Origin of the sequence: Bradyrhizobium sp. JYMT SZCCT0428, assembly GCF_018131075.1 — a bacterium.
GTDB lineage: Bacteria > Pseudomonadota > Alphaproteobacteria > Rhizobiales > Xanthobacteraceae > Bradyrhizobium.
The window spans coordinates 1-21571 of sequence record NZ_JAFCLS010000035.1; the positions used below are offsets into that span (position 1 = coordinate 1).

General features: G+C 62.4%; 21 protein-coding genes. 9 read left to right on the top strand and 12 right to left on the bottom strand.

The window, feature by feature from the left end:
- Positions 1-653: 653 nt before the first annotated feature.
- A complete protein-coding gene (locus JQ575_RS46610; RefSeq protein WP_409364834.1) occupies positions 654-803 on the bottom strand; it encodes a DUF6894 family protein in 150 nt (49 codons plus the stop codon).
- Positions 804-1741: 938 nt separating this feature from the next.
- Positions 1742-1984: a hypothetical protein gene (locus tag JQ575_RS29815; protein ID WP_212036769.1), complete on the bottom strand. Its 243-nt coding sequence runs from the start codon at positions 1982-1984 to the stop codon at positions 1742-1744.
- A 486-nt stretch (positions 1985-2470) separates the two neighbouring features.
- Here JQ575_RS29815 and JQ575_RS29820 point away from each other — a divergent pair, with 486 nt between their 5' ends.
- Positions 2471-2674, top strand: a complete 204-nt coding sequence (locus tag JQ575_RS29820; RefSeq protein ID WP_192738421.1) for a cold-shock protein — start codon at positions 2471-2473, stop codon at positions 2672-2674.
- Between the two features lies 1 nt (position 2675).
- Here the strand turns inward: JQ575_RS29820 and JQ575_RS29825 are convergent, their stop codons facing one another.
- The 5 genes from JQ575_RS29825 to JQ575_RS29845 form a co-directional block, all read right to left on the bottom strand.
- The gene (locus JQ575_RS29825) at positions 2676-2873 is read right to left on the bottom strand and encodes a hypothetical protein (protein WP_212036770.1); all 198 of its coding nucleotides are present in this window, start codon (positions 2871-2873) and stop codon (positions 2676-2678) included.
- Between the two features lie 236 nt (positions 2874-3109).
- A complete protein-coding gene (locus JQ575_RS29830; RefSeq protein WP_312016046.1) occupies positions 3110-4927 on the bottom strand; it encodes an adenylate/guanylate cyclase domain-containing protein in 1818 nt (605 codons plus the stop codon).
- 52 nt (positions 4928-4979) lie between these two features.
- Positions 4980-5951 carry an ABC transporter substrate-binding protein gene (locus tag JQ575_RS29835; RefSeq protein ID WP_212036771.1) on the bottom strand — a complete coding sequence of 324 codons (972 nt, stop codon included), beginning with the start codon at positions 5949-5951 and terminating at the stop codon, positions 4980-4982.
- 141 nt (positions 5952-6092) lie between these two features.
- Positions 6093-6953, bottom strand: a complete 861-nt coding sequence (locus tag JQ575_RS29840) for a tetratricopeptide repeat protein (RefSeq protein ID WP_212036772.1) — start codon at positions 6951-6953, stop codon at positions 6093-6095.
- A 45-nt stretch (positions 6954-6998) separates the two neighbouring features.
- On the bottom strand, positions 6999-7652 hold the full coding sequence (locus JQ575_RS29845; RefSeq protein ID WP_212036773.1) for a FecR domain-containing protein: 654 nt from the start codon (positions 7650-7652) through the stop codon (positions 6999-7001).
- 604 nt (positions 7653-8256) lie between these two features.
- Here JQ575_RS29845 and JQ575_RS29850 point away from each other — a divergent pair.
- Positions 8257-10890, top strand: a complete 2634-nt coding sequence (locus tag JQ575_RS29850) for a VCBS domain-containing protein (protein WP_212036774.1) — start codon at positions 8257-8259, stop codon at positions 10888-10890.
- A 158-nt stretch (positions 10891-11048) separates the two neighbouring features.
- Here the strand turns inward: JQ575_RS29850 and JQ575_RS29855 are convergent, their stop codons facing one another.
- Complete coding sequence (locus tag JQ575_RS29855) at positions 11049-11207, bottom strand: hypothetical protein (protein ID WP_212036775.1); 159 nt, start codon at positions 11205-11207, stop codon at positions 11049-11051.
- A 242-nt stretch (positions 11208-11449) separates the two neighbouring features.
- Between JQ575_RS29855 and JQ575_RS29860 the strand changes: the two genes are divergently transcribed.
- Positions 11450-11650, top strand: a complete 201-nt coding sequence (locus JQ575_RS29860; RefSeq protein ID WP_212036776.1) for a hypothetical protein — start codon at positions 11450-11452, stop codon at positions 11648-11650.
- Between the two features lie 15 nt (positions 11651-11665).
- On the opposite strand, the gene JQ575_RS29865 is transcribed toward JQ575_RS29860, so the two are convergent.
- Positions 11666-12955 carry an ABC transporter substrate-binding protein gene (locus tag JQ575_RS29865; RefSeq protein ID WP_249166975.1) on the bottom strand — a complete coding sequence of 430 codons (1290 nt, stop codon included), beginning with the start codon at positions 12953-12955 and terminating at the stop codon, positions 11666-11668.
- Positions 12956-13324: 369 nt separating this feature from the next.
- On the opposite strand from JQ575_RS29865, the gene JQ575_RS29870 reads away from it, so the two are divergent.
- The 3 genes from JQ575_RS29870 to rnd all read left to right on the top strand — a co-directional run bounded on the left by JQ575_RS29870 (position 13325) and on the right by rnd (position 17454).
- Complete coding sequence (locus JQ575_RS29870; protein ID WP_212036777.1) at positions 13325-15520, top strand: PAS domain S-box protein; 2196 nt, start codon at positions 13325-13327, stop codon at positions 15518-15520.
- Between the two features lie 451 nt (positions 15521-15971).
- Positions 15972-16097 carry a hypothetical protein gene (locus JQ575_RS45815; protein ID WP_283842658.1) on the top strand — a complete coding sequence of 42 codons (126 nt, stop codon included), beginning with the start codon at positions 15972-15974 and terminating at the stop codon, positions 16095-16097.
- Between the two features lie 199 nt (positions 16098-16296).
- Positions 16297-17454, top strand: coding sequence for a ribonuclease D (rnd, locus tag JQ575_RS29875; RefSeq protein WP_212036778.1), 1158 nt, complete (start codon positions 16297-16299; stop codon positions 17452-17454).
- A 168-nt stretch (positions 17455-17622) separates the two neighbouring features.
- On the opposite strand, the gene JQ575_RS29880 is transcribed toward rnd, so the two are convergent.
- Positions 17623-18561 carry an autotransporter outer membrane beta-barrel domain-containing protein gene (locus tag JQ575_RS29880; RefSeq protein WP_409364835.1) on the bottom strand — a complete coding sequence of 313 codons (939 nt, stop codon included), beginning with the start codon at positions 18559-18561 and terminating at the stop codon, positions 17623-17625.
- Here JQ575_RS29880 and JQ575_RS46615 point away from each other — a divergent pair.
- Positions 18542-18886: a hypothetical protein gene (locus JQ575_RS46615; RefSeq protein WP_409364836.1), complete on the top strand. Its 345-nt coding sequence runs from the start codon at positions 18542-18544 to the stop codon at positions 18884-18886. The two genes, JQ575_RS29880 and JQ575_RS46615, sit on opposite strands and share 20 nt — an antisense overlap.
- A 49-nt stretch (positions 18887-18935) precedes the next feature.
- Here JQ575_RS46615 and purN read toward each other — a convergent pair whose 3' ends face one another.
- Both purN and purM read right to left on the bottom strand, forming a co-directional pair.
- On the bottom strand, positions 18936-19589 hold the full coding sequence (purN, locus tag JQ575_RS29885; protein WP_212036780.1) for a phosphoribosylglycinamide formyltransferase: 654 nt from the start codon (positions 19587-19589) through the stop codon (positions 18936-18938).
- Positions 19590-19593: 4 nt separating this feature from the next.
- Positions 19594-20667, bottom strand: coding sequence for a phosphoribosylformylglycinamidine cyclo-ligase (gene purM, locus JQ575_RS29890; protein WP_212036781.1), 1074 nt, complete (start codon positions 20665-20667; stop codon positions 19594-19596).
- A gap of 294 nt (positions 20668-20961) precedes the next feature.
- On the opposite strand from purM, the gene JQ575_RS29895 reads away from it, so the two are divergent.
- Together JQ575_RS29895 and JQ575_RS46195 are read left to right on the top strand one after the other, a co-directional pair.
- Positions 20962-21219, top strand: coding sequence for a hypothetical protein (locus JQ575_RS29895; RefSeq protein ID WP_212036782.1), 258 nt, complete (start codon positions 20962-20964; stop codon positions 21217-21219).
- 55 nt (positions 21220-21274) lie between these two features.
- Entirely contained in the window at positions 21275-21571 is a 297-nt protein-coding gene (locus JQ575_RS46195) for a hypothetical protein (RefSeq protein WP_312016047.1), read from the top strand.

Consider the following 21571-nt stretch of genomic DNA (forward strand, 5'->3'; position numbering starts at 1 on the left):
GCACATGAGCATACAGGGCAGCGGAGAACATCCGACATTCCCTGCGCAATGGCTTTACGGCTTATGACGCGCTCTCCCCGGTGAGACGGCCTCTATTGCCACCGTCGCCCCTCGGAAGCGTTGGCTTCCGAAAGACTTGACGCCGTTACGGGCGCCAGGACCACACGCTTTCACCGTACGCATCCGCCGCGACCGTCAATCGCAACGTCAACGTCCACCGCATCCCCGCCCCTCGTCATGACGACGGCCGACGCCCCTCTGAGTGGGACGGGATGGCTATTGATGTGCAGGTGATTTGGGGTGGAAGGGAAGTGAAATATTTCGATTTTCGGAAATTTTGGACTTGACACGACTTCCGAATATCGGAACTGATTTGCCCGTCGGGTTGATTTGTCGCACGCGGCTGGCGAAGCAGCGGGCAAGTGGTGCGGCCTCAGCGCAAACGACCTAAGTGCCACGGTATGGCCGGTGTTGGATGGAAGCCGGAAGTAGTCGACGTAGGGTCAAACCGACGCGATTGACCCAACCCGGACATGCAGCAAACGCCGGGAACCAGCGTCGACTCAACGAGGATGTTCGACGACAATAAACGCCCTTACAATACAACGCGTATTCTCGCCGTCGTTCACCTCGACGCCGACATACGTTCCATTTTAGTTTTCGGTTTGAGCGATCCGGCCTATAACGGCAGCAACCTCACGCAAGGCATGACGACACGCAGCTTGTTCGTCGGGAAACACACGCCCTTTGTGGTCTTCTGATAGTCTTCCATCTTGGTGCTTGTGAAAGTAAAAGCGAGCCATCCGTCTCGGGTCCCCACGAGATGGAATGCCTATCGCGAGGTCGGTCGTCGGGTCTTGTGATTGCGAGCCATAAATTTGCGATTTCAGGCCAATCTGACGGTCCCATCGGTCGCTCTCGGTGCGCCGCGCGACCGACGGTAGTCAGTCGGCTCGGGTCTGCTTCTGGCACCTTTGAGACGTGCCCGCCTATCCTGAGAATGTCCGTTCACCGGGGTAGACCGGAAGTCGCCGTGGTCCGGTCAAACGACGCGAATGACCCATACCGGACCTCGCAACACCTTAGGCGAAGTCGAGCCTGACGATGATCACTCTCAGATTGATCTTGACCATGTCAAATAGCGGAGTGGGTGGCATCTAATCTGCGACACATGTGCCGTGCCCCGGGCCCCGATTTTCGGCGGATTTTGGAAAATGTCCAGGAGTTAGGCTAGTGGTGCTTATGCTTAACCTTTGTCGGGAGCTTTTCCGAGAGCCAACCGCGCATTTGATTTGGCTCGATAGACCGCTCGGGTTTGCATCTCCTGGCAGAAACGCGATGCCCCTTCCTGTAGAGATCGCCCGCCACCTTCTTAGCATCGTGCTCGTCACGGCATTCAATCGTCAGCCCGCCATACCTTATTACCCACTTAGCCGATGGCTTAGGTGTAGCCGATGGCTCGGGGGCATCGCGGTCACCCCGCCCAATCAATCTCGCAAATTCAGCATCAGCTTCTTCTCGCGACAGCCGAATGAGCTCACGATCATCCCTAGTCGCGGGACCGCGCTTCAGCCGGTCCCACACCATCCAAGTCCCGGCTAAAACGCCCCTTCTTAGGAGGTAACGCTCCATGGCACGCTCTAAAGTGGCCCGTTTATCTCCACGACCCGCGACACCGACTATGACTGGTCCAATCCGCTGATCAGCAAGACGGCCAAAAGCTTTCGGACATGATCCTTCTTCATCGATGGCACGGGGTGGCCTGGCTGGAAGGTGCGGGCTGCTCCTCCTGCTTCCACCGCGCCGCAAGCTGCTTGATCTGCTCGAAATCGAGGGTCGACTGTGCCAGGGCGCCTTTTCGGACGATTATCGCCGCCGCATCGCGCTCTTCGGGGGGCAACATCATCCCTCGCGCCACTGCGGAACGAAGTTTCATGATGCCGTGATTGGCCAGGGCAACAAGCTCTTCCGGGTCTAAGGCCATTTTCCATGCCTACCCTTGGGCTGGCCGTAAGCCAGCACACGCGCCACCGGGTGCTCCAATTTCTAGGGTAGATTAGCGTTGGTTAATCTCAAGCTGCCCATTTGTATGGCACCACAATGGACGTGATCGGCCAGATGTTTGAGCACGCCTGTAAGCTCGGGCTGGCTTTCGCGCGCTGGAACTCTCCACCTTTGCCGTCACGCAGCAGGCCAAGATGCGGCGGGACTTCAAGGTCCTCTCCTACGAGCGCTGGCACGACGAGAGGCAGCCGTCATGAAGCGCCGGCGCCGATTGATCAGGAAGCGCAACCGGCGGCGGCTGGCCTCGCACGCGCGAAGGCTCAGACGGTAATGATCTCGTAACGCCTAGGGCAAGGCCGTCGCAAAATCGTCATAGCGCCCGCTTTTTGCCACCAACGTGCCACCAGCTTGGCCAACGAATCGCGCGTCTTTGAATCCCACCTTTTCATTAGCGGGAGATACTGAAGTGGCGATAGGGACAGTGAAGTGGTTTAATGCAACCAAAGGGTACGGGTTTATCCAACCCGACGGCGGCGGCAAGGATGTTTTCGTCCACATTTCAGCTGTTGAGAAAGCCGGCCTGAGCAGCCTCAATGAGGGTGCCAAGGTGAGCTATGAAGAAATGAGCAACCGGGGCAAGACGTCCGCGGAAAATCTAAGAGTCGGGTGAATCAAGCCCGCTGGTTCACGACGGCGGGCTTTGTTCTGGCGAATTTTGCCGCAGACCCACGTGATTGACGGCTGCGTGCGCTATGTTCGGTCATTGCTTTCACCGCCTCGTTTTCGTTGGCGCAAAAAGCAATGCTCTGCCTATCCGCAAACACGAGCCATTGATGATGGCCAACTTCCGTGATGACGTATTCGGTCATTCCGGCCCCCATAAGCGAGTAGTTACATCTTAGGACAGCAGCCTTGCTGTTTTGTTAACCAAGATCCATCACGATCCTCGTGCCCTTCTGGTGGTCACGCTTGAGTTAAGGCCGTCGCTCAGCCAACCCAGCGGCGGCAGGCGGCCTCCGCCAGTACAGCGCATGGAATGCTACTTCAAGCCAGCCTTCCGCAGCCCTTCCAGCAACGCCGCCGTGATGCGGCGCCAAGATCGAATTCATCGCCCATCGGTCGAAGAGAGCTCCGGCACGGTTCTGCCAAATCCCGCTGCGACGGATGGAACGCAGGCAGGCTCGCGTTGACAACCAAGACGGCGGACGGATGGATCACTGCGAACGACGGCAAACACCTCTAGCGCTTGATCGTAACCCTTGATGGGCTGCTTTCCGATCGAGGCCAGCGGGATGCGATCCCTCACCTGTTCGGTGACAACGGGGTCGACCAGTATCTCGGCGTCGTCAGCCAGACTGCAAAGCCGCGATGCCAGGTTGACGACGTTTCCGATCGCCGTGTAGTCGAGGCGCCCGTGATAGCCGAGGGTACCGACGGTCGCGGGTCCCATCGCGATGCCCACGCCGAAGCCCACGGTGCAACCACCGGCGGACCAGTTGTTGGCAAGGGATTGCACCGCAGCCTGCATGTCGATTGCCAGCCGAACACCGCAATGCGCCGGGTCCGCGCACGCGACCGGCGCGTTGACGAGAACCATCACGCCGTCACCGGCGAAGCGGATGAGGGTGGCGGCATGGCGTGCGGTCACGGCGCCGATGGCTTCATAATATTCCCTCAGTACGGCCAGAATGGCCTCGGGCTCGGCACGGGCGGTAAACGCGGTGAAGCCGCGCAGATCGCCGAAAATCGCAACCACGTCACGCCGCTGTCCATCCAGCAGCCGCGGATCGGAGTGTTCCACCAGTTCGGCGACCTGTGGGGCAAGGAATTGCTTCAGGCGATTGATGCGCTCGGATTTCTGCTGTGATGCCCCGAGCTCCTCCGCCATCTGGTTGAATCGGACCGCCAATTGCTCCAGCTCGTCACGGCTTTCGATCGCGATGCGATGATCGAGCTGTCCCATCCCGATCCGTTCAGCGCCCTCCTCGAGCTTGCGGATCGGCACCCACATGCGGGAGGCACGCCAATAGGCGAGCACAAGCGCAAAAACGGTTCCGATGGCGATGAACATGAGGCAACGCCACACCGTCGCGCGCATGGATTCGAACGCCTCGACGATCGGCTGCTGGGCAATCACGGTCCAACCCACATTCGCGGCCGGTACCGAGAGCGCGACGAAATCTCTCCCGTCATCGCCTGTGGTGACCACCGCCGATCCATTGGCAGCTGACACAACCGATTTGAGCCGGCTGAACTCGCCTGACCCGGCGCCACTGCGCAGCACCAGGCTGATGTCCGGGTGAGCAATCAGGCGTCCTCCGTCATCGACGACAAGGGCGTGGCCGGTGCTGCCGATCTTGATCGCCGCGATGACATCCCAGATCAGTTTCAAATTGATGTCGGCAACGACAATTCCGGCGGCCGCGCGGTTTCCCGCGACGGCGATCCGCATGTAGGGCTCTGAATCGCGCTGGTATCGCACAGGACCGTACCAGACCCGGTTCGCTCGCGCCCCCACCACCGCGGGATCATCAGACATGTCCGTACCCCGACCGGTCCGGTTCAGGCTCATCCTCGATACGAACACGCGTTCGGTGCCGGTCGGGTCAACCAGCGACACCGAAACGATCGCCGGCACCTGCTGCAGCAGCCGCAGCCCGTCGACCCTGCGCCGGTCGTCCTCGCCCTGGGTCCAGGGAAACTGCACGAGCCAGCCGAGCTGATCGCGTATGCCATCGGTAAAGGTCTGGATCCGGTCGGCTGCAGCGCGGGCCTCGATCTGAAGCACCTCATTGAGATGAAGGCGATGGTCGCGAAAGGAGAACCAGGCCTCGATCACGGAGCCAAGCGTGAGCGGCACCACCACTGCGACAAACAGTGTGACGAAGTATTTGACGAACAGGGAGCGCCGCGGCCGGGTCACGCTGGCGGCGCCCGGCAACTGGAGCTGCACGTCACGATGAGATGTGCCGGCCTCATTCGATCACCTTGTTGGCGCGAAACAGGATGGAGGATTTGTCCAGGTCGATGCCGAGCTGTTCAGCCGTCCTGAGATTGACGACCAGCTCGAATTTGGTGGGTTGCACAACAGGAAGCGTGGCGGGGTTTTCGCCGCGCAGGATCCGGTCGGCGTAGGTCGCAAGCGCGAAATAGGTCGCGCGCTGGTTCGCGCCATAGCTGATAAGCCCGCCCGCGTCGCAATACTCGCTCCATCCGAACATCGAAGGCAGCCGATGCTTGATGGCGAGTTGGGCGATCTTGGCCCGGTGCACCAGCGTGAGAACATCGGGAAAGACGAGCACCCCGTCCGGATGCGCGTCGCCCACCAGTCCAAGCGCGTGGTCCAGCTCGTTCGCGCCGGCAAAGGGAACATAGAGCAGCGTGATGCCGAGCTGCCGGGCGGCGTCCTGGGTCGCGCGCCACTCCGACTGTTCTCCCGGATGAAGACTGTTCGAAAGTATCGCCAGGGTGCGCAGGCTCGGAAAGATTTCCTTCAGCAGCTCCACCCGCTTTCCTGCCACATCAAGCGACAGGAAGGTCGAGCCGGTGAAATTGCCGCCCGGTTCCCCGAGACTCTTGACGAGGCCGAGCGCCACCGGGTCGCCGCTCAGCGCAAACAGGACCGGAACATCCGTTACCTCCGTCAGCGCGCGGGTCGCAGGGCCACTCGACACGGCAAGGTCGACGTTGCCGCGCCGGACGTTCGATATCACCTCGCGCAGCGCCTGCGGATTGCCGGGCGCATAGTGCAGTTCCAGGGCAAGGTTCTTGCCCTCGACATAGCCCCGCGCGCGCAATCCTTCGCGGAACCCGTCGAGGAACGGATCGGGCTGGGACCCGGTGGAAACCCAGAAAATGCGATAGACCCTTGTCGGATCATGAGCCAGTGCGGCGACCGGCCAAGCCATCGCAGCACCGACAAGCGTTATGAAATCTCTTCGTTTCATGCTGGCCACCATGGCCCAAACCGGCTTTCCAAGCTTCGAGCCGGCATTCAGATGAGCTGCAGATAATCTTGATTTTTCCCTTTTTTGGGCAGCTCGGGGCGCCGGGATGCGTCCTCGCCCGAGGTTCCAGCTGCTTCGTCGCTACTCCACCCCATAGCGCGTGAAGTGATCGCCGATGCTGGCCTGGATTGTCCTGGCCGCCGAGATATCGCTATCGCTGCCGGCCTTGTCGCCCTTCCTGAGCTTGGCGAGCCCGCGCCCATAGAGCGCGCTCGCCAGCTTCGGCTCGGTTCGCAGCGCAGAATCATAATCATCGATCGCCGCGTCGAGCTGGCCCATCTTCAGATGAACCAGCCCGCGCGAGTCGAACGTTTCGGCATTGCTGGGTCCCGACTGAAGCGCCTTGTTGCAGTCCGCCAGCGCGGTTTCCAACGGCCCGAGGACAGCACGTGTCCAGCACCGCCCGCTCCATCCGGCTGCCAGATCGGGCTGAAGGCGAACCGCCTCGTCATAGTCCCGCGCCGCGCGATCGTACTCGTGCTTCTTCAGGTAGATTCCCGCACGGTTGGCGAAGGCCCTGCCGTAGTTGGGATTGAGCTTGATCGCCTGATCGAGAGATTGGATGGCGAGGTCGTATTCGCCCTTTTTCAAGTACATTGCACCACGGTTGTTGAACGGCTTGGCATCGGCTGGATTGAGCTTGATCGCTTCATTGAAATTAGGGATGGCGCGATCGTAGTCGCCCTTTGAGGCATAGGCATTGCCACGGTTGTTATGGGCAACAGCCAAGGAGGCCGTCGTGAGTTGACCCGATCCGATAAGCGCCGTGCAAGCATTGATCCGACGCTCGAGCGACGGGCGATGCGTACCGTTGCACAGCTCGAGATTCTCGAGATAGGTGCTGTTCTTCGGGTTCTGTGCCGCCGCCGGTGATCCCAACAGCAGCAAGGCGAGGATCGGCGCCAGGCCGAGGACAATACGCGCGCTTGCGCTGGATTCCATGTCAGGCTTCCGGGTCCTGGAATAAGGGGATGTGCGGTCGACCGCCTAGCACCCCCGACAGATTTTCAGATTTGATCCGGGAGGCGTTGGTTCGGATGGCGCCGCCGCCGGTCTCCCGGGCTTTCGCATGACCTTGCTCTTGCCCTCTTCAATGAGGGTGGAAAACCTGAATGTCCCGTCGTCCGACATCTCGACGTGTGGCGTGGTGCCTCGAATCCCCATTGTCGCGACGGGGGTATCGACCTTCATATCGCCGGTCTTCGCGACGTGGCCGGCAACAAATGTGAAGGTTCCCTTGGTCAGACTGAGCAGGGTCTTGTTGTTCTTCCCGTTCGGGTCATACACGAACTCGCTCAAGGCCATGCGCGCGTTGCTCGACAGATTGAACGCGGTGCCATCCGTAAAGCTGATGCCGACCCGGCCGTCGGCGCCGGTCGCGACCACGTCGCCCTCATAGACGACATCTCCGACCTTCGCCTGCGCTGCTTGAGCGTCGGCACGAACCTGAATGACGGTCGCACCGGCACGTTCGATGGTGACCGAACCTGTCGCGACAACGACTTTCCCGATCGGTTTGGACGCGACATCCTGAACCGCGGGCACCGCAGGACCGGGTTGCGCCTGAGCCGGACCCGGCAAAGATCCGGCGATCGTCAGAGCCAAGCCTGTCAGCAAGACGGCAATCTTATGGTTGCACATGATCGGCCCTTCCCGAGCAAGTCTCGTTCGTGCGACCGCACCGGTTCCTTGAACCGCCGGCCAGGGCAAAAATGGATGCGATTGGATATTATGCCGGACCGGCCGCTCCGCGCCACCTCCCCCAAAAGGAGTACTCCTTTTGCGTCGCCGGCTTTGTGAAGACTTTCACAATCTCTCCCACTGGATTGCGCTATTTTGGCACAGGAGATTTCGACGGTCAGTCTTTGGCTGACCGCGCCAAATATGTTGACCTGATTGCAACAGGCAGCGGCAGGCCGGGACGGAACTCATGTTCACAGGGTCCCACGCCGGAACCGGGGATGATCGTAACGCGGCAGCGGAGCGGCTTTCCCGCGTCATCGGCAATGTTCAAACGGAAGCCCATGGCCGCCCCGCCGGCCAGGGGACAAAGAGCGATTGCCCTCAATCCGACAGACCATTTCCCGGCATTTCGGGCCGCACCCACGCCCGGTTCGGCATGCTGTGGCTCACAGCGCTGACCTTCGCGACGATGAAGGAAGCCGGAGCCGCGGACCCGAATGTCGTTTTCCTGGATGACGGCAGCATAACCTACAAGGATCTGGAGCACGGAAGCTTCGAGCTTGTGACGAAGGAGCCGATCCCGCGGCACTTCTTCGTCGAGGATCCCGGCGAGACAATCGTCCTGCGCGTCGAAGGATCCTCGATCAATATCAGCAAGGTCACAAATTCCTCCTCGCGAATGGCGGAGTTGCAGGCAGCGCAGCAGGAAGCGCTCGCCACCCTTGCGAAAGGCATGGAGTCATCCGGGTCGAGCACACCTCCTTTGGTGGATCGGCTGCCGGTGCAACCGATCAACTTTATCGAGACTGACGTCCCCTCCCCCGCGGGGGGGTCTTTCCAGCCGCTGCCGGTGCCCAGCTTCCCTTCCACCCAAATTATTATCGCAGCCCGGCCGCCTGACCCACCGACGCTGAATGCCGTGACAGGGCCGACCGAAATCGACACCTCGGCGTTTGACACCTTCACTGCGACGAGCGGCACGTTCGTTGCCAGCAGTTCCAACGGCGCCACACTGACTTACGGCATCAGCGGTGGGACCGCCGGCAGCACGGTACTGGATGGGGAGACATTCGATGTCTCGCAGACGGGCCCCTACGGCACGCTTTACGTCAACAGCACGACCGGCGATTACACTTTCGTTCCGGACAGTCACGCGATCAATGCCCTGACCCAGCCCACGACCACGAGCTTCACCGTCACGGTGTCTGAGGGCGCGCTCGCAGCCAGTCAGAACTTCACGATCGCCATCAACGGCGCCAACGACGCGGCGATTATTTCCGGTGCCGCGACCGGTTCAACGGTCGAGGCCAGCGGCGTCGCCAACCGCGCGCTGGGCACGCCGACCGTGAGCGGCACGCTCACCAACACCGACGTCGACAATCCACACGATACCTTCACGGCGATCGAGACGCCTACTGCAAGCGCGGGCGGCTACGGCAGCTTCGCCATAACGGAGCATGGCGTGTGGACCTACACGCTCGACGAAACCAACGCCGCGGTGCAGGCGCTCAATGTCGGCGGCACACTGACCGACACCTTCACCGTGACCACCGTCGACGGCACCGCCAAATTGATCACGGTCACCATCCAGGGCGCCAATGACGCGGCCGTCATTTCCGGCGCCACGGCCGGCGCGGTCATCGAGGCGGGCAGCGCCGGGCGCAGCACGCCGGGCGCGACCGGCACGCTGACGGCCGCCGATGTCGACAACACGCCGAACAGCTTCACGCCGGTCGACTCGCCGACCGAGAGCACGGGCGGCCATGGCACCTACACGTTGACCGCGGGCGGCGTGTGGACCTACGCAGTCGACGATTGCGACCACGCGGTGCAGGCGCTCAACGTCGGGAAGACGCTGATCGACACCTTCATCGTGACCACCATCGACGGCACACCGCAGGTGGTGACGGTCGAGATCCAGGGAGCGAACGACGCGGCCATCATCTACGGCACCACCACCGGGTCGGTGACCGAGGCTGGGCACCATGAACACGGGAAATCGACCGCGTGCGGCACACTCACCAACACCGACATCGACAATACGCCCAATACCTTTACGGCCGTCGACGAGCCGACTGCGAGCGCAGGCGGCTATGGCACCTTCACCATGACGGCGGATGGCAAGTGGACCTACACGGTCGACGACACCAACGGCGCGGTGCAGGCGCTCAATAGCTGCGACACGCTCTGCGACAGCTTCACGGTCACAACCATCGACGGTACCGCCCAGGTGGTGAAGGTCACCATCCAGGGCGCCAACGACCCGGCCGTCATTTCCGGTGCCACCGCCGGAAGCGTGGTCGAGGCCGCTTGTCATGACTACGGCACCCCGGTCGCGTGCGGCACGCTCACCAGCACCGACGTCGACAATACGCCCGATACCTTCACGCCGGTTTGCTGGCCGGAGGCGAGCGCGAGCGGCTACGGCAGCTTCACCATGACGGCGGCGGGGGTGTGGACCTACACGCTCGACAATTCGAACTGCACCGTGCAGGCGCTCAACAGCTGCGACACCCTTTGCGACAGCTTCACGGTCACGACCATCGACGGTACCGCCCAGGTGGTGAAGGTCACCATCCAGGGCGCCAACGACCCGGCCGTCATCTACGGCACCACCGCCGGATGTGTGGTCGAGGCTGCTTGTGACGATCAAGGCAAGCCGGTCGCGTGCGGTACGCTCACGAGCACCGACGTCGACAATGCGTCCAATGCCTTCACGCCGGTTTGCTGGCCGGAAGCGAGCGCGGGCGGCTATGGCAGCTTCACCATGACCGCGGCCGGCGTGTGGACCTACACGCTCGACAACGCCAACTGCACCGTGGACGCGCTCAATAGCTGCGACACCCTTTGCGACAGCTTTGCGGTCACCACCATCGACGGCACCGCGCAGGTGGTGAAGATCACTATCTACGGCACCAGCGACGGATTCGACTTCAAGACGTCGGCCGCCGGCGACTCATTCCAGTTCAACAACGAGATTTCCAGCTTTGGCGGGTCAAACCTCATCGATCCCCTTGATGTGGATTTTACCCAGGCGGCCATCAGCCAAAGCGACGGACAAGTGGCGACGCCAGCGGGAGCACAAACGCTTGCGCCATCGCTGTCAGGACTTCCCGCTGATGACAATTTCAGTTTCGCTTTCGAGCCGTTGTCGAGCGCCGTCGCTTTTCATGCGCCGCACGACCTGATGGTGTGACGGCTTCCGGGACCGTGGCGTCAAGTGATGCCGTAGATTCCCGTCGAGGGCGCGAGAGCAACCGTCAGCAAACACCGATCCCGTATGTCGCGGCGTTCATGCGGGCTGCTTGCTGCGCGCCTTCCGAAGAAACATCTCCGAAAGGCGCTGCAGGACTTTTACTTGGTGACCTTGTCGACCACCGCATCGATGCCCATGCGGATCGCGGTGCCGGTGGCGAAGGCAACCACGACGACCGGGATCCAGATGAATCCGCCCGAGACGGAGTCGAGTTCGACAGCATTCAGTTCGCGCGCTTCAGTATTCAGCTTGGTCATATCAGTCTCTCCCGTTGGCGGTGGAAGGACTGTCCCCGCCACTCGTAAGAGATTGATAATCCGCGGCGCGACCGGCCGCTGTGTCGGACATCACACTCAAGTCGGTGCGTGGAATTGGCCGCCAGCGATGGGGCGCAACCTGTTTTGGCGCAAACGCCACAGAATCGTGAAACCGCTACGGATTGCGATGGCTCGGCCCGCGCATTACCTCGCACAATACGGGTTTGCCTGGAGCAAATGTAATGCGCGCTGTTCTGGCCTTGGGCCTTTTGATCGCCCTCTGCGCTTCTGCCAACGCCGCAAGGGTGCAGCACGCCAAACCGCATGCGGGCCAGTCACGTTCGGCGCAACCTGTTGCTGCCACCAAGGGCTATGCTGTTCCCGGTTGGACCGACGCGCAGACGCGGTACTGGATGGACAGTTTTCACGGCGGAACGGATTGACGGCGAGCGGCACGACTATCCGCGTATCACCGCATTGGCCTTCTCGGCGGCGGCGGTCATGGCAATCTTCGCCGATTTCGCTCCCGAGACGACTTCATTCACGCCGATCATGAAGGCGTCCAGGATGGGTCTCGATTGCGGATGGAAAAGTACAGCCTTCGCGCGGTCGACGTCGGCATTTTGCAGGTTGGTCAGCGCCGCTGCGGCGGCCTGCGCGCCGAACGCTTTCTTGAAGCCATCGCTCGACCAGGCCGACAGGCGTGTCGTCGCGAGCCCCGCCGCTGCGGTCTGCAGCGAGGTCGCCTTGCTTGTCGCCCACAGCAGGAACAGGAAAGCTGCCCGCTTGTTTCGCGATTTGGAATTGATGCACGCCTGCCAGTGCGACATGAAGGGGATGGGGGCCTGACCGGCCGGATGCGGAAAGGCTGCAAACACAGCCTGCCTCGAGACGCGGCTCTTGGCGGGATTGGAGATGTCGGTCGCGAAGTTGCTGCTGTCGATGGCGATCGCCGTCTTTCCTTGCAGGAAGTCGTCCAGCACGTGGTACCATTCGTAGCTGCCGATGCCGACAGGCCCGGCCTGGCTGAGTAACTGCCCATACATCTCGATGGCCGCGATCGCCTCGGGGCTCGCGAAAGCGGCCTTGCCGTCCTTGACCATGTGCCCTCCATAAGAGAACAGGAAGCTCATCGCCGGCACGGACGAATTGCCACCGGCTTGCGCCCGCATGGCGATCCCCGACATCTCATTGCCCTTGACCGCCTTGGCGGTGACAAGCAGATCTTCGAAGGTCTTGGGAACCGGCAGGTTCTTGGCTGCCAGTGCATCGCCGTTGACGAACAAGGTCACCGCTTCGGAGGTGATCGGGACGGCGTAGCGTTCGCGGTCCGACCACAGCGGAAAGGCTCTGGCTGTCTTGAGAAGATCGCCTTCGTCATACCAGCCGAGATCGGTCAGCGACTTGTCGGAATAATAACCGTTCAGCGGCTCGAGCCATCCTGCGGAGATGCCCTGGCCATAGGTCGTGAACATGAAGACGTCAGGGGTGCTGCTGCCACGGTTGAGCTGTATCGGCAGCGCGCCCAGATAGGTGGTCTCCAACCGGAAGTCGGTGGAGACGGTGATGCCGGTGAGCTTGGTGAAGTCCCACAAGAGCGGCGTGATCGCGTTCGACCAGGGATGGATTGCGCCCGCGAGCGTGATCGTCTGCCCCGCAAATTGCTTCCAATCGATCGCAGCCTTGGCATAGCCCGCGGCGGCATCCTCCGCAAAACCCCACCGCGGCAGCATGGCGAGGGCCGGCAATGTCGCCCCCGCCGCGCCCAATCCTTTGACGAAGCTCCGCCGGCTGGCCGAGCTTGGACTGCTCGGAAACGTTTCACCTGGAGCCAAGTGGTTTGGAGCCAAGTGGTTTGGAGCCAGGTGGTCTGGAGGCAAGTGGTTTGGAGCCATGTGGTTTGGAGCCATGTGGTTGCTCCTGCCGGGGGATCGGCCTTCACAACACGCGGGCGGGCCTTACCCGTGACGTGCTGGCTCCTTGCGTGTAATCTGCACGGTGGAGCTTGCCGGTTCCCGTCTCACACCGCAGACTGCGGCAATATCTTCATTATACTAGCAATGTTCTGCGTCGGCATCAGAAAATAATCGCTCACGCGAGCATCGAAGACCAGGCCAATGTCAGTCACTCTGAGCCAGTCCTCTCGGTGGTTTGCTCGTCCGCTGGCGCTGGTGGTCGCGGTTCTTCTAACTGTGGTTGTCGCGACCGGGTTTCTCGGCTTCAGATATTGGCAGGAGCGACAAGCGGCAGATCTCCTGTCCGAGCGTGGTCGCCAGGTGCTCGAGACGCTGGATCGGCTGCGGGCAGTCATCGCCGACGTGGAGGCCCAAAGGCGCGGGTATCTGCTGACTCTGGACCCCTCCTATCTCAAGGCCTACGGCGTCTCCGACGAAAGCGTGCGCCGGGACGCCCATGCGCTCCAGGCTCTGGTAGCGGGCGATCCATTGCAGAACCATCGTGCCGGACATCTGGCGCTGACCGTTGCAGCAAAGCTCCGCGAGATCGACGACATCGTCAACACAGCCCGAACCAGCTCCGGGCCGGCAGCGCTGGCGATGATCCGCAGCCTGGACGAGATCCGATCGCAAATCGACCAGATGGTGGACCACGAGCGCTTCCTGCGCGTGGATCAGGAGAGGCGCGCCAAGGCACTCGAACAACGCAAAGCCTGGCTGATCGCTACGGCTGTCGTCGTTGTCGCGGTCCTGGCGGCAGCAGCGCTGGCGCTCGCACGGTTCGAAGCGAGACGGCGGCGAAAAGCGACCGAGGAGAACGTCCAGCTCCAGAGCGATATCGAACAGCGCGACAGGAAGATCCGGCGCCTGGTCGACGCCAACATCATCGGGATCATCATCTGGGAAGTCGACGGGCGCATTCTTGAGGCCAATGACGAGTTCCTCCGCATGGTGGGATACGACCAGGAGGATCTCACCGCGGGTCACCTGCACCGGACATCCCTGACACCGCCGGAATGGCGCGACCGCGACGCGCGAACCGTGGCGGAGCTGAAGCGGATCGGGACGGCCCAACCGTTCGAGAAAGAGTACTTGCGGAAGGACGGAAGCCGCGTCCCCGTGCTGATCGGCGGGGCGATGTTCGAGGAAGGTACAAATCAAGGTGTTGGCTTTGTCCTCGATCTGACCGAGCGCAAGCGGGCGGAAGAGGCGCTGCGGCAGAGCGAGGAGCGCTTTCGCACCCTCGTGCAATTCTCCTTCGACGTGTACTGGGAGACCGACGCGCAGCATCGCTTTACGCACCAGGAGTTCGCCGAGAACCTTGCCGACGCGCCGGCGTGGGGCGCCGAGATCGGAAAGACGCGCTGGGAGGTGCCTTACCTGGAGCCCGACGCAGAGGCCTGGCGCAAGCACCGGCAGACGCTCGATGCCCACCTGCCGTTCCGTGACTTCGAACTCGCGCGCCCTGCCCCCGACGGCAGCAAGCGTTACGTATCCGTCTCGGGGCTGCCGATGTTCGACGAGAGGGGGAGCTTCGTCGGCTACCGCGGCGTCGGGCGGCACATCACCGAACGTAAGCGGGCCGAAGAGGCCTTGCGCTCCGCGCAGGCGGAACTCACCCACGCCAATCGCGTCGCCACGATGGGGCAGCTCACGGCCTCGGTCGCCCATGAAGTCAGCCAGCCGATCGCCGCGACCGTGCTCAACGCGCAGGCCGCCGTGCGCTGGCTAGGCGCTCAGCCACCGAACCTCGGCGAGGTCCGGCAGATCCTCGGTCAGATCACGGATGACGGCAAGCGTGCCGGCGAAGTCATCGGCTGGATCCGGGCCCTCATCAAGAAAGCTCCGCCCCGGAAGGAGAGCCTGGAGATCAACCAGGCGATCCTTGAGGTCATAGCCCTGACCCGCGGCGAAGCGGTGCAGAACGGCGTCTGGGTGCGGACGCAACTTGCAGAGGGCCTGCCGCTCATTCATGCGGACCGGGTCCAGCTGCAACAGGTGATCCTCAACCTGATCATCAATGCCATCGAAGCGATGAACGGCGCCAGCGAGGGGTCGCGGGAGTTGCTGATCAGCACGACCGCGGATGCCTCGAACGGCGTGCGCGTCAGCTTGCGGGATACCGGTCCGGGACTGGATCCGGCGAACCTTGAGCATCTGTTCGACGCATTCTACACGACCAAGTCCAGTGGCCTCGGCATGGGACTGAGCATCTGCCGTTCGATCATCGAAGCGCAGGGGGGACGGATTTGGGCCGACGCCAACAAACCCCGCGGCGCCGCCTTTCATTTCACCCTGCATTTGGAACGAGAAGAGACAGCTGCTGCCGAGCACGCCGGCCCAATGCAGGCGGTATGAGATGGTGGTCTGGGGAGCGGCCAGTGCTCGGCGGCAAATGCGCCTGCTGCGATTGCTGGCGTTAGCGGAAGTCGAGGAGCGCGTTCCCCTTGCCGCTTCCTTATGGAAGGCTCATTCCACACACCGCTGCGCTCGTGCGAGATACCTGCTGGCTCGATCGAGATAGCCACATTCAGAATCCCGCCTTGAAAGATCCGGAATGCCGAGCCATTTCATTCAGGCAACCCCATAAGACCTGCGCGTAACCGTCTGCGGCTCCATCGCTCATACATGGCGCAGCTTCATTGACAAATCGCTTCGCCCCACGGTTGCATATGTGCCCGCCCCGTTAACCCCACTTCTTAAGCGCCCATCCACCATTGCCGGACGGACCCGGCGCTTAACCATTTCGATTAACATCCCCTCAATCCACTCCCGACAATTCTAACGACCATACTGGGGAGAGATTGCCGTGGACGGGTTTTCGCTGAACCTCTTTGCCATCGAATTCATCGGGCTGATGATGGTAGCGCTCTGTCTCGTCGTGCTCGCGCTACCCTCCGGGCGCCGGCCGTCGAAGCGCGCCCGCTACGAGTAATTCTTCCGGCCAGCCTGGCTTCGAACCGGCATCCTAGGCCGGAACCAAGGTTTGCAGGACACGCCCTAAGCGCGTCCTGCCGCAAAGCGCACGCAGAAAGCGGTGCTTTGCCTCCTATTCCGGGCCAAATTTTGCCCAAAGACCCTTGACATACCAGCGCTTTCGGCCGAACGCCTGTCGTAAGCGTCATGGACTGTTCATGGATCTGATTACCACCACTTCCGACCTCGCGGCTGCCTGCGATCGCCTCTCCAAGCACCCGGTCATCACCGTCGACACGGAGTTCCTCCGCGAGACGACCTATTATCCCCTGCTCTGCGTCGTGCAAATGGCGAGCGCGGACGAAGCCGTCGTGATCGACACGCTGGCCGAGGGCATCGACCTCAAGCCGTTCTTCGAATTGATGGGCAATGAGGCGGTCCTGAAGGTGTTCCATGCCGCGCGGCAGGACATCGAGATCGTCTGGCACCAGTCCGGCACCATTCCGCACCCGATCTTCGACACCCAAGTGGCGGCGATGGTGCTCGGCTATGGTGACAGCATCGCCTATGACGCGCTGGTCGAGCGCATCACCGGCCACCGCCCGGACAAGACGCACCGCTTCACCGACTGGTCGCGCCGGCCCCTGACATCAGACCAGATGCATTACGCGGTCTCCGACGTCACCCATCTGCGCGACGTGTTCGCGGCGCTGGACGCCGATTTGAAGAAGCGCGGCCGCAGCGAATGGGTCAGCGAAGAGATGGAAGTCCTGACCTCGCCGAAGACCTATGATTTCCATCCCGAGCGCGCCTGGGAGCGGCTGAAGACGCGGGTGCGCAAGCCCAAGGAATTGGCCGTGCTGATGGAAGTCGCAGCCTGGCGCGAACAGGAAGCGCAGAGCCGCGACGTGCCGCGCAGCCGCGTGATGAAGGACGACGCGGTCGGCGACATCGCCACCCATGCGCCGACCTCGCTGGAGCGGCTCGCCAATCTGCGCTCGCTGCCGAAGGGTTTCGACCGCTCCAAATGGGGCAGCGACATCGTCGCCGCCGTACAGCGCGGCATCGCGCGCGATCCTGCGACCTTGCCGAAGCTCGAAAAGCCGCGCGGCAATTCGAATGGCGCTGCGATCGTCGAGCTCCTGAAGGTGCTGCTGCGAATGACCTCGGAGCGCCATGCCGTCGCCAGCAAGGTGATCGCGACCGTCGACGATCTCGAACAGATCGCGGCCGACGACAAGGCCGACGTCGCCGCCCTGCATGGCTGGCGCCGCGAATTGTTCGGCGACGCGGCGCTGTCGCTGAAGCACGGCAGGCTGGCGCTTGCGATCGAAAAAGGCCGCGTGGTCAGGGTCGATCGGGATCAGGCGGTTTAAGACGCGGGGCCTTGCTCACTTCAACCTCGCCCCGCTTGCGGGGAGAGGTTGGATCGCCCTTGCGATCCGGGTGAGGGGGTACAGGTCTAACAACTGCCACCGCTCGCGCGGATAGAGCCCCTCACCCCGACCCTCTCCCCGCAAGCGCGGGGCGAGGGGGAAGAGCCATCACCACTTGAACTCGACGCCGAACGTGCCCTGGTGCGACTGCATCGCGGCGCGGAATTTGGCGTCGTAGTTGATGTAAAGGCGCGCGGTGTTGGTCAGGCTCAGCGAGGCTGAGGCGCCGGCATCCGCGCCGTACTGGCTTTCGCCGATGCCCTGGAAGGTCACGCTCTGGGCGCCGAGGCTCACCGTCGTATCGGAGAAATTCTGCACGACGTTGTTGACGAACTTGCCATAGGCCGACAGGTCCAAAATCTTCTGGTCGAAGATCCAGTAATGCCCGACCTCGGCACCAACCAGCACGCGGAAGCGCTGCACACTCGCGCCCGTTGCCGTCACCGGATCGAGGCCGCCGAACTCCTGGAACGCTCCGGTCTGGGCGCGGACATATTCGACCGCGCCCTTGGGCACGATGCGGTACTGGTCCTTGGACCAGTAATAGCTGATCTCGCTCAGCACGCCGTCGAGCCTGGCGTTGTAGCCGGCGGTCGCGAAACCCAAACCGGTATCGCGGCGTGAATTGATGTTGCCAAAACCGTGCACGATCACGCTGGCCCAGGTCCACGGACCGGCATCGACGGAGGCGTTGAAGCCGAACTGGGTCAGGTCGATCCCGGCCGACTGCAACGCCAGCGGCACGTCGATGTCGGTGCGGCTCTGGTCGACGGAGAAGCCGACATTGACGCCGGTTGCGATACGCGCGCCGATGCCGGCGACGCCGCCCCAGGTCTTGCGCTTGTCGCCGACGAAAAACCCGAGCGGACCGTTGTTGGCCGAAATGCCATAGCCCTCGAACCAGGTCCGGTAGCGCGGCGTCTCCGCAGCCTCGGAGGCGCCGCCGCCGCCGGGATTGGTCCGCATCATCCGGCTGAAGCCGCTGGTGGTGCCGAACCGTTCCAGGAAATTGCTGCCGAGATTGGTGATGGTTGATGTCGACGACACCGCTGAGTTGATCATCTGCGGCGTCGGGGACGGCGTTGGTGTGGGCGTTGGCGAGGCCGTCGGTGTCGGCGTGGGGGTCGGTGTCGGCGTCAGCTGTGCCTGCGCGGAAGACACACCGAACGCGAGCACGAACGCGATCGCCGCCAGTCGCGCCAAGGCGCGACCGCCCCCGATCCTCTCCGCTCGCGATGCGCAGCGCATCAATCCCATTCCCGAAAAAAGCGCCCGCTGGAAAAATGCGCGACAAGCCGGTCGGCAAGCCCGGATTTGCGCTCAGTTCGTGCAGAGCGTCAATCGCTTACGGGCCTCACCAGGGACTGAATAGAAGCCGTTGTTGTTCGGCGGCCACAGCTCTTGGACTGGGTGGCACTGGCCTAGTCCTGGAGGGGCCAAATCAGGGTTCCGTCCGGCGCGGCCTGTCCCGAAATCCTGCAGATATCGCCTTCGAGGCGGACCTTGCCGCTGGCGAGCAGCCGCAGCGCCTCGGGATAGATGCGGTGCTCGATGCCGAGGATGCGCTGCGCCAGCGTCTCGGCGGTGTCGCCATCGGCCACCGCGACCGCGCCCTGCATCACAATAGGCCCGGCGTCGGTTTCCGGGATCACGAAATGCACGGTGGCGCCTGAAATCTTCACGCCGGTCGCGAGCGCCTGGCCGTGCGGATCGAGGCCCGGAAAGGACGGCAGCAGCGAGGGGTGGATGTTGAGCATCTTGCCGTACCAGCGCTTGACGAACTCGGCGGTGAACAGCCGCATGAACCCGCCAAGGCAAATCAGCTCGACATTCTTTTCGTCCAGCGCCCGCTGCAGGACAGCCTCGAAGCCGGCGCGGTCCTTGCCGAACGGCTTGCTCTCGATCACGGTCGTGGGAATGCCGCTCGCAGCAGCCTTTTCCAGGCCACCGGCATCGGCGCGGTTGGAAATCACGGTGACGATTTCGGCCGGGAAATCCGCAAGCTTCGCCGCGTCGATCAGCGCGGCCATGTTCGATCCGCGCCCGGAGATCAGAATGGCGACGCGGCGCTTCACGGCGTCACCGCGACAAGTCCAGATGACCGTTATAGACCACGCGGTGCTCGCCTTCCGCCGCGATCACTTCGCCGAGCAGGGCGACAGTCTCGCCGCCCTCGGTGAAGATTTCGGTGACCCTGTCGACCGCATCCGGCTTGACGATCGCGACCATGCCGATGCCGCAGTTGAAGGTGCGCAACAATTCGAGCTCGGCGATGCCGCCCTGCTCGGCCAGCCATTTGAAGACCGGCAATACCGGCAGACGCGCCAGATCGATGCCGACGCCGAGATGCTTGGGCAGCACGCGCGGAATGTTGTCGGTGAAGCCGCCGCCGGTGATGTGGGCGAGGCCCTTGATGGCGCCGGTTTCGCGGATCGCGCGCAGGCAGGATTTCACATAGAGCCGCGTCGGCGCCAGCAGCGCACCGCCGAGCGTCATCACGGGCGAGAACGGCGCCGGGGCGTCGAAGCCAAGGCCGGAATTCTCAACGATTTTGCGGACCAGAGAGAAGCCGTTGGAATGCACGCCCGAGGAGGCAAGACCAATCACGGCGTCGCCAATCGCGATATCGCTGCTCGGCAGCAGCGTGCCGCGTTCGGCAGCCCCCACGGCAAAGCCTGCGAGGTCGTAATCGCCGTCCTTGTAGAGGCCGGGCATTTCCGCCGTCTCGCCGCCGATCAGGGCGCAGCCGGACTCCCGGCAGCCCTCGGCGACGCCGGCCACGATGGCCGCCGCAGCTTCCGGATCGAGCTTGCCGCAGGCGAAATAGTCGAGGAAGAACAGCGGTTCGGCGCCCTGCACCACGAGGTCGTTGACCGACATCGCCACCAGGTCGATGCCGATTCCGCCATGCAGGCCGGTTTCGATCGCGATCTTGACCTTGGTACCGACGCCGTCGGTCGCGGCCACCAGCACCGGATCCTTGAACCCAGCCGCCTTGAGGTCGAACAGCCCGCCAAAGCCACCGATTTCGGCGTCGGCGCCGGCGCGGGCGGTGGCACGCACCATCGGCTTGATGAGATCGACGAGGCGATTGCCCGCATCGATATCCACGCCCGAATCGGCGTAAGTGAGCCCGTTTTTGCGGTCGATCATGCTCAATTCCCGTCAGAAGACGGCTGGTTACGAGGATTTCCGCGATCCTGCAATGGCTCGCAAGCGCCGGGTCGATATACTATGTAGAAGCAAAGACTCAGCTGGAAGAACGTCGATTTATTTAGTTCAAACCGTCACTTAACGGACGTTTTTCATAGGACTATTTACGCTCAAACACGCCCCCGGGCATCAATTGGGGCATCATTTTGCGAGGTTTCGCGGACTCGCGTTTCCACAGCCCTTTCCTATCTCAGGCTGATGCGTACCAGTGCTGCATGACGACCAGGAGGTCACATGGAAATCGACCGCTGGGAGAAGGATGAGGTTGGAGACATCAGGATGCAGCCCCTGTTGGGGTTCTCGATCCTTATCGCCGAGGAAACCGCGATCGGCCTTCGGCTCGAACATGATGGCGACAGCGGAGATTCGCCTTCCGGCGCGCTACAACTGATCCTGACGCCAGCGCAGGCAAGCGACCTCGGCGGCATGTTGCAGAAGGCCGCCGACCGCGCTGGGGAACAAACGGACGGGCGAAACCCTCGTAACCGGTAAACCGGCGGGCTCTGTCTGGACTCGCATTTCATGGCGCCTGCCCTATTTAGCCGTCATGCGTACCAGTGCCTTCGAAGCCTGCATCCCGACCCGCGCCACCAAGGTCCCGACTTCCAAGGCGTGGCTGCACGAGGTGAAACATGATGGCTACCGGCTGATCGTGCACCGCGACGGCAAGCGGGTTCGGCTGTTCACCCGGAACGGCTATGACTGGAGCGACAAGTACCCGCTGATCACAGAGGCCGCGCTGCGCATCCGGTCGACCTCGTTTGTGCTGGACGGAGAGGCCGTGCTGCTCGGCGTTCGACGGCATCTCCGACTTCGACGGCCTGCATTCCCGGAAGCACAATGA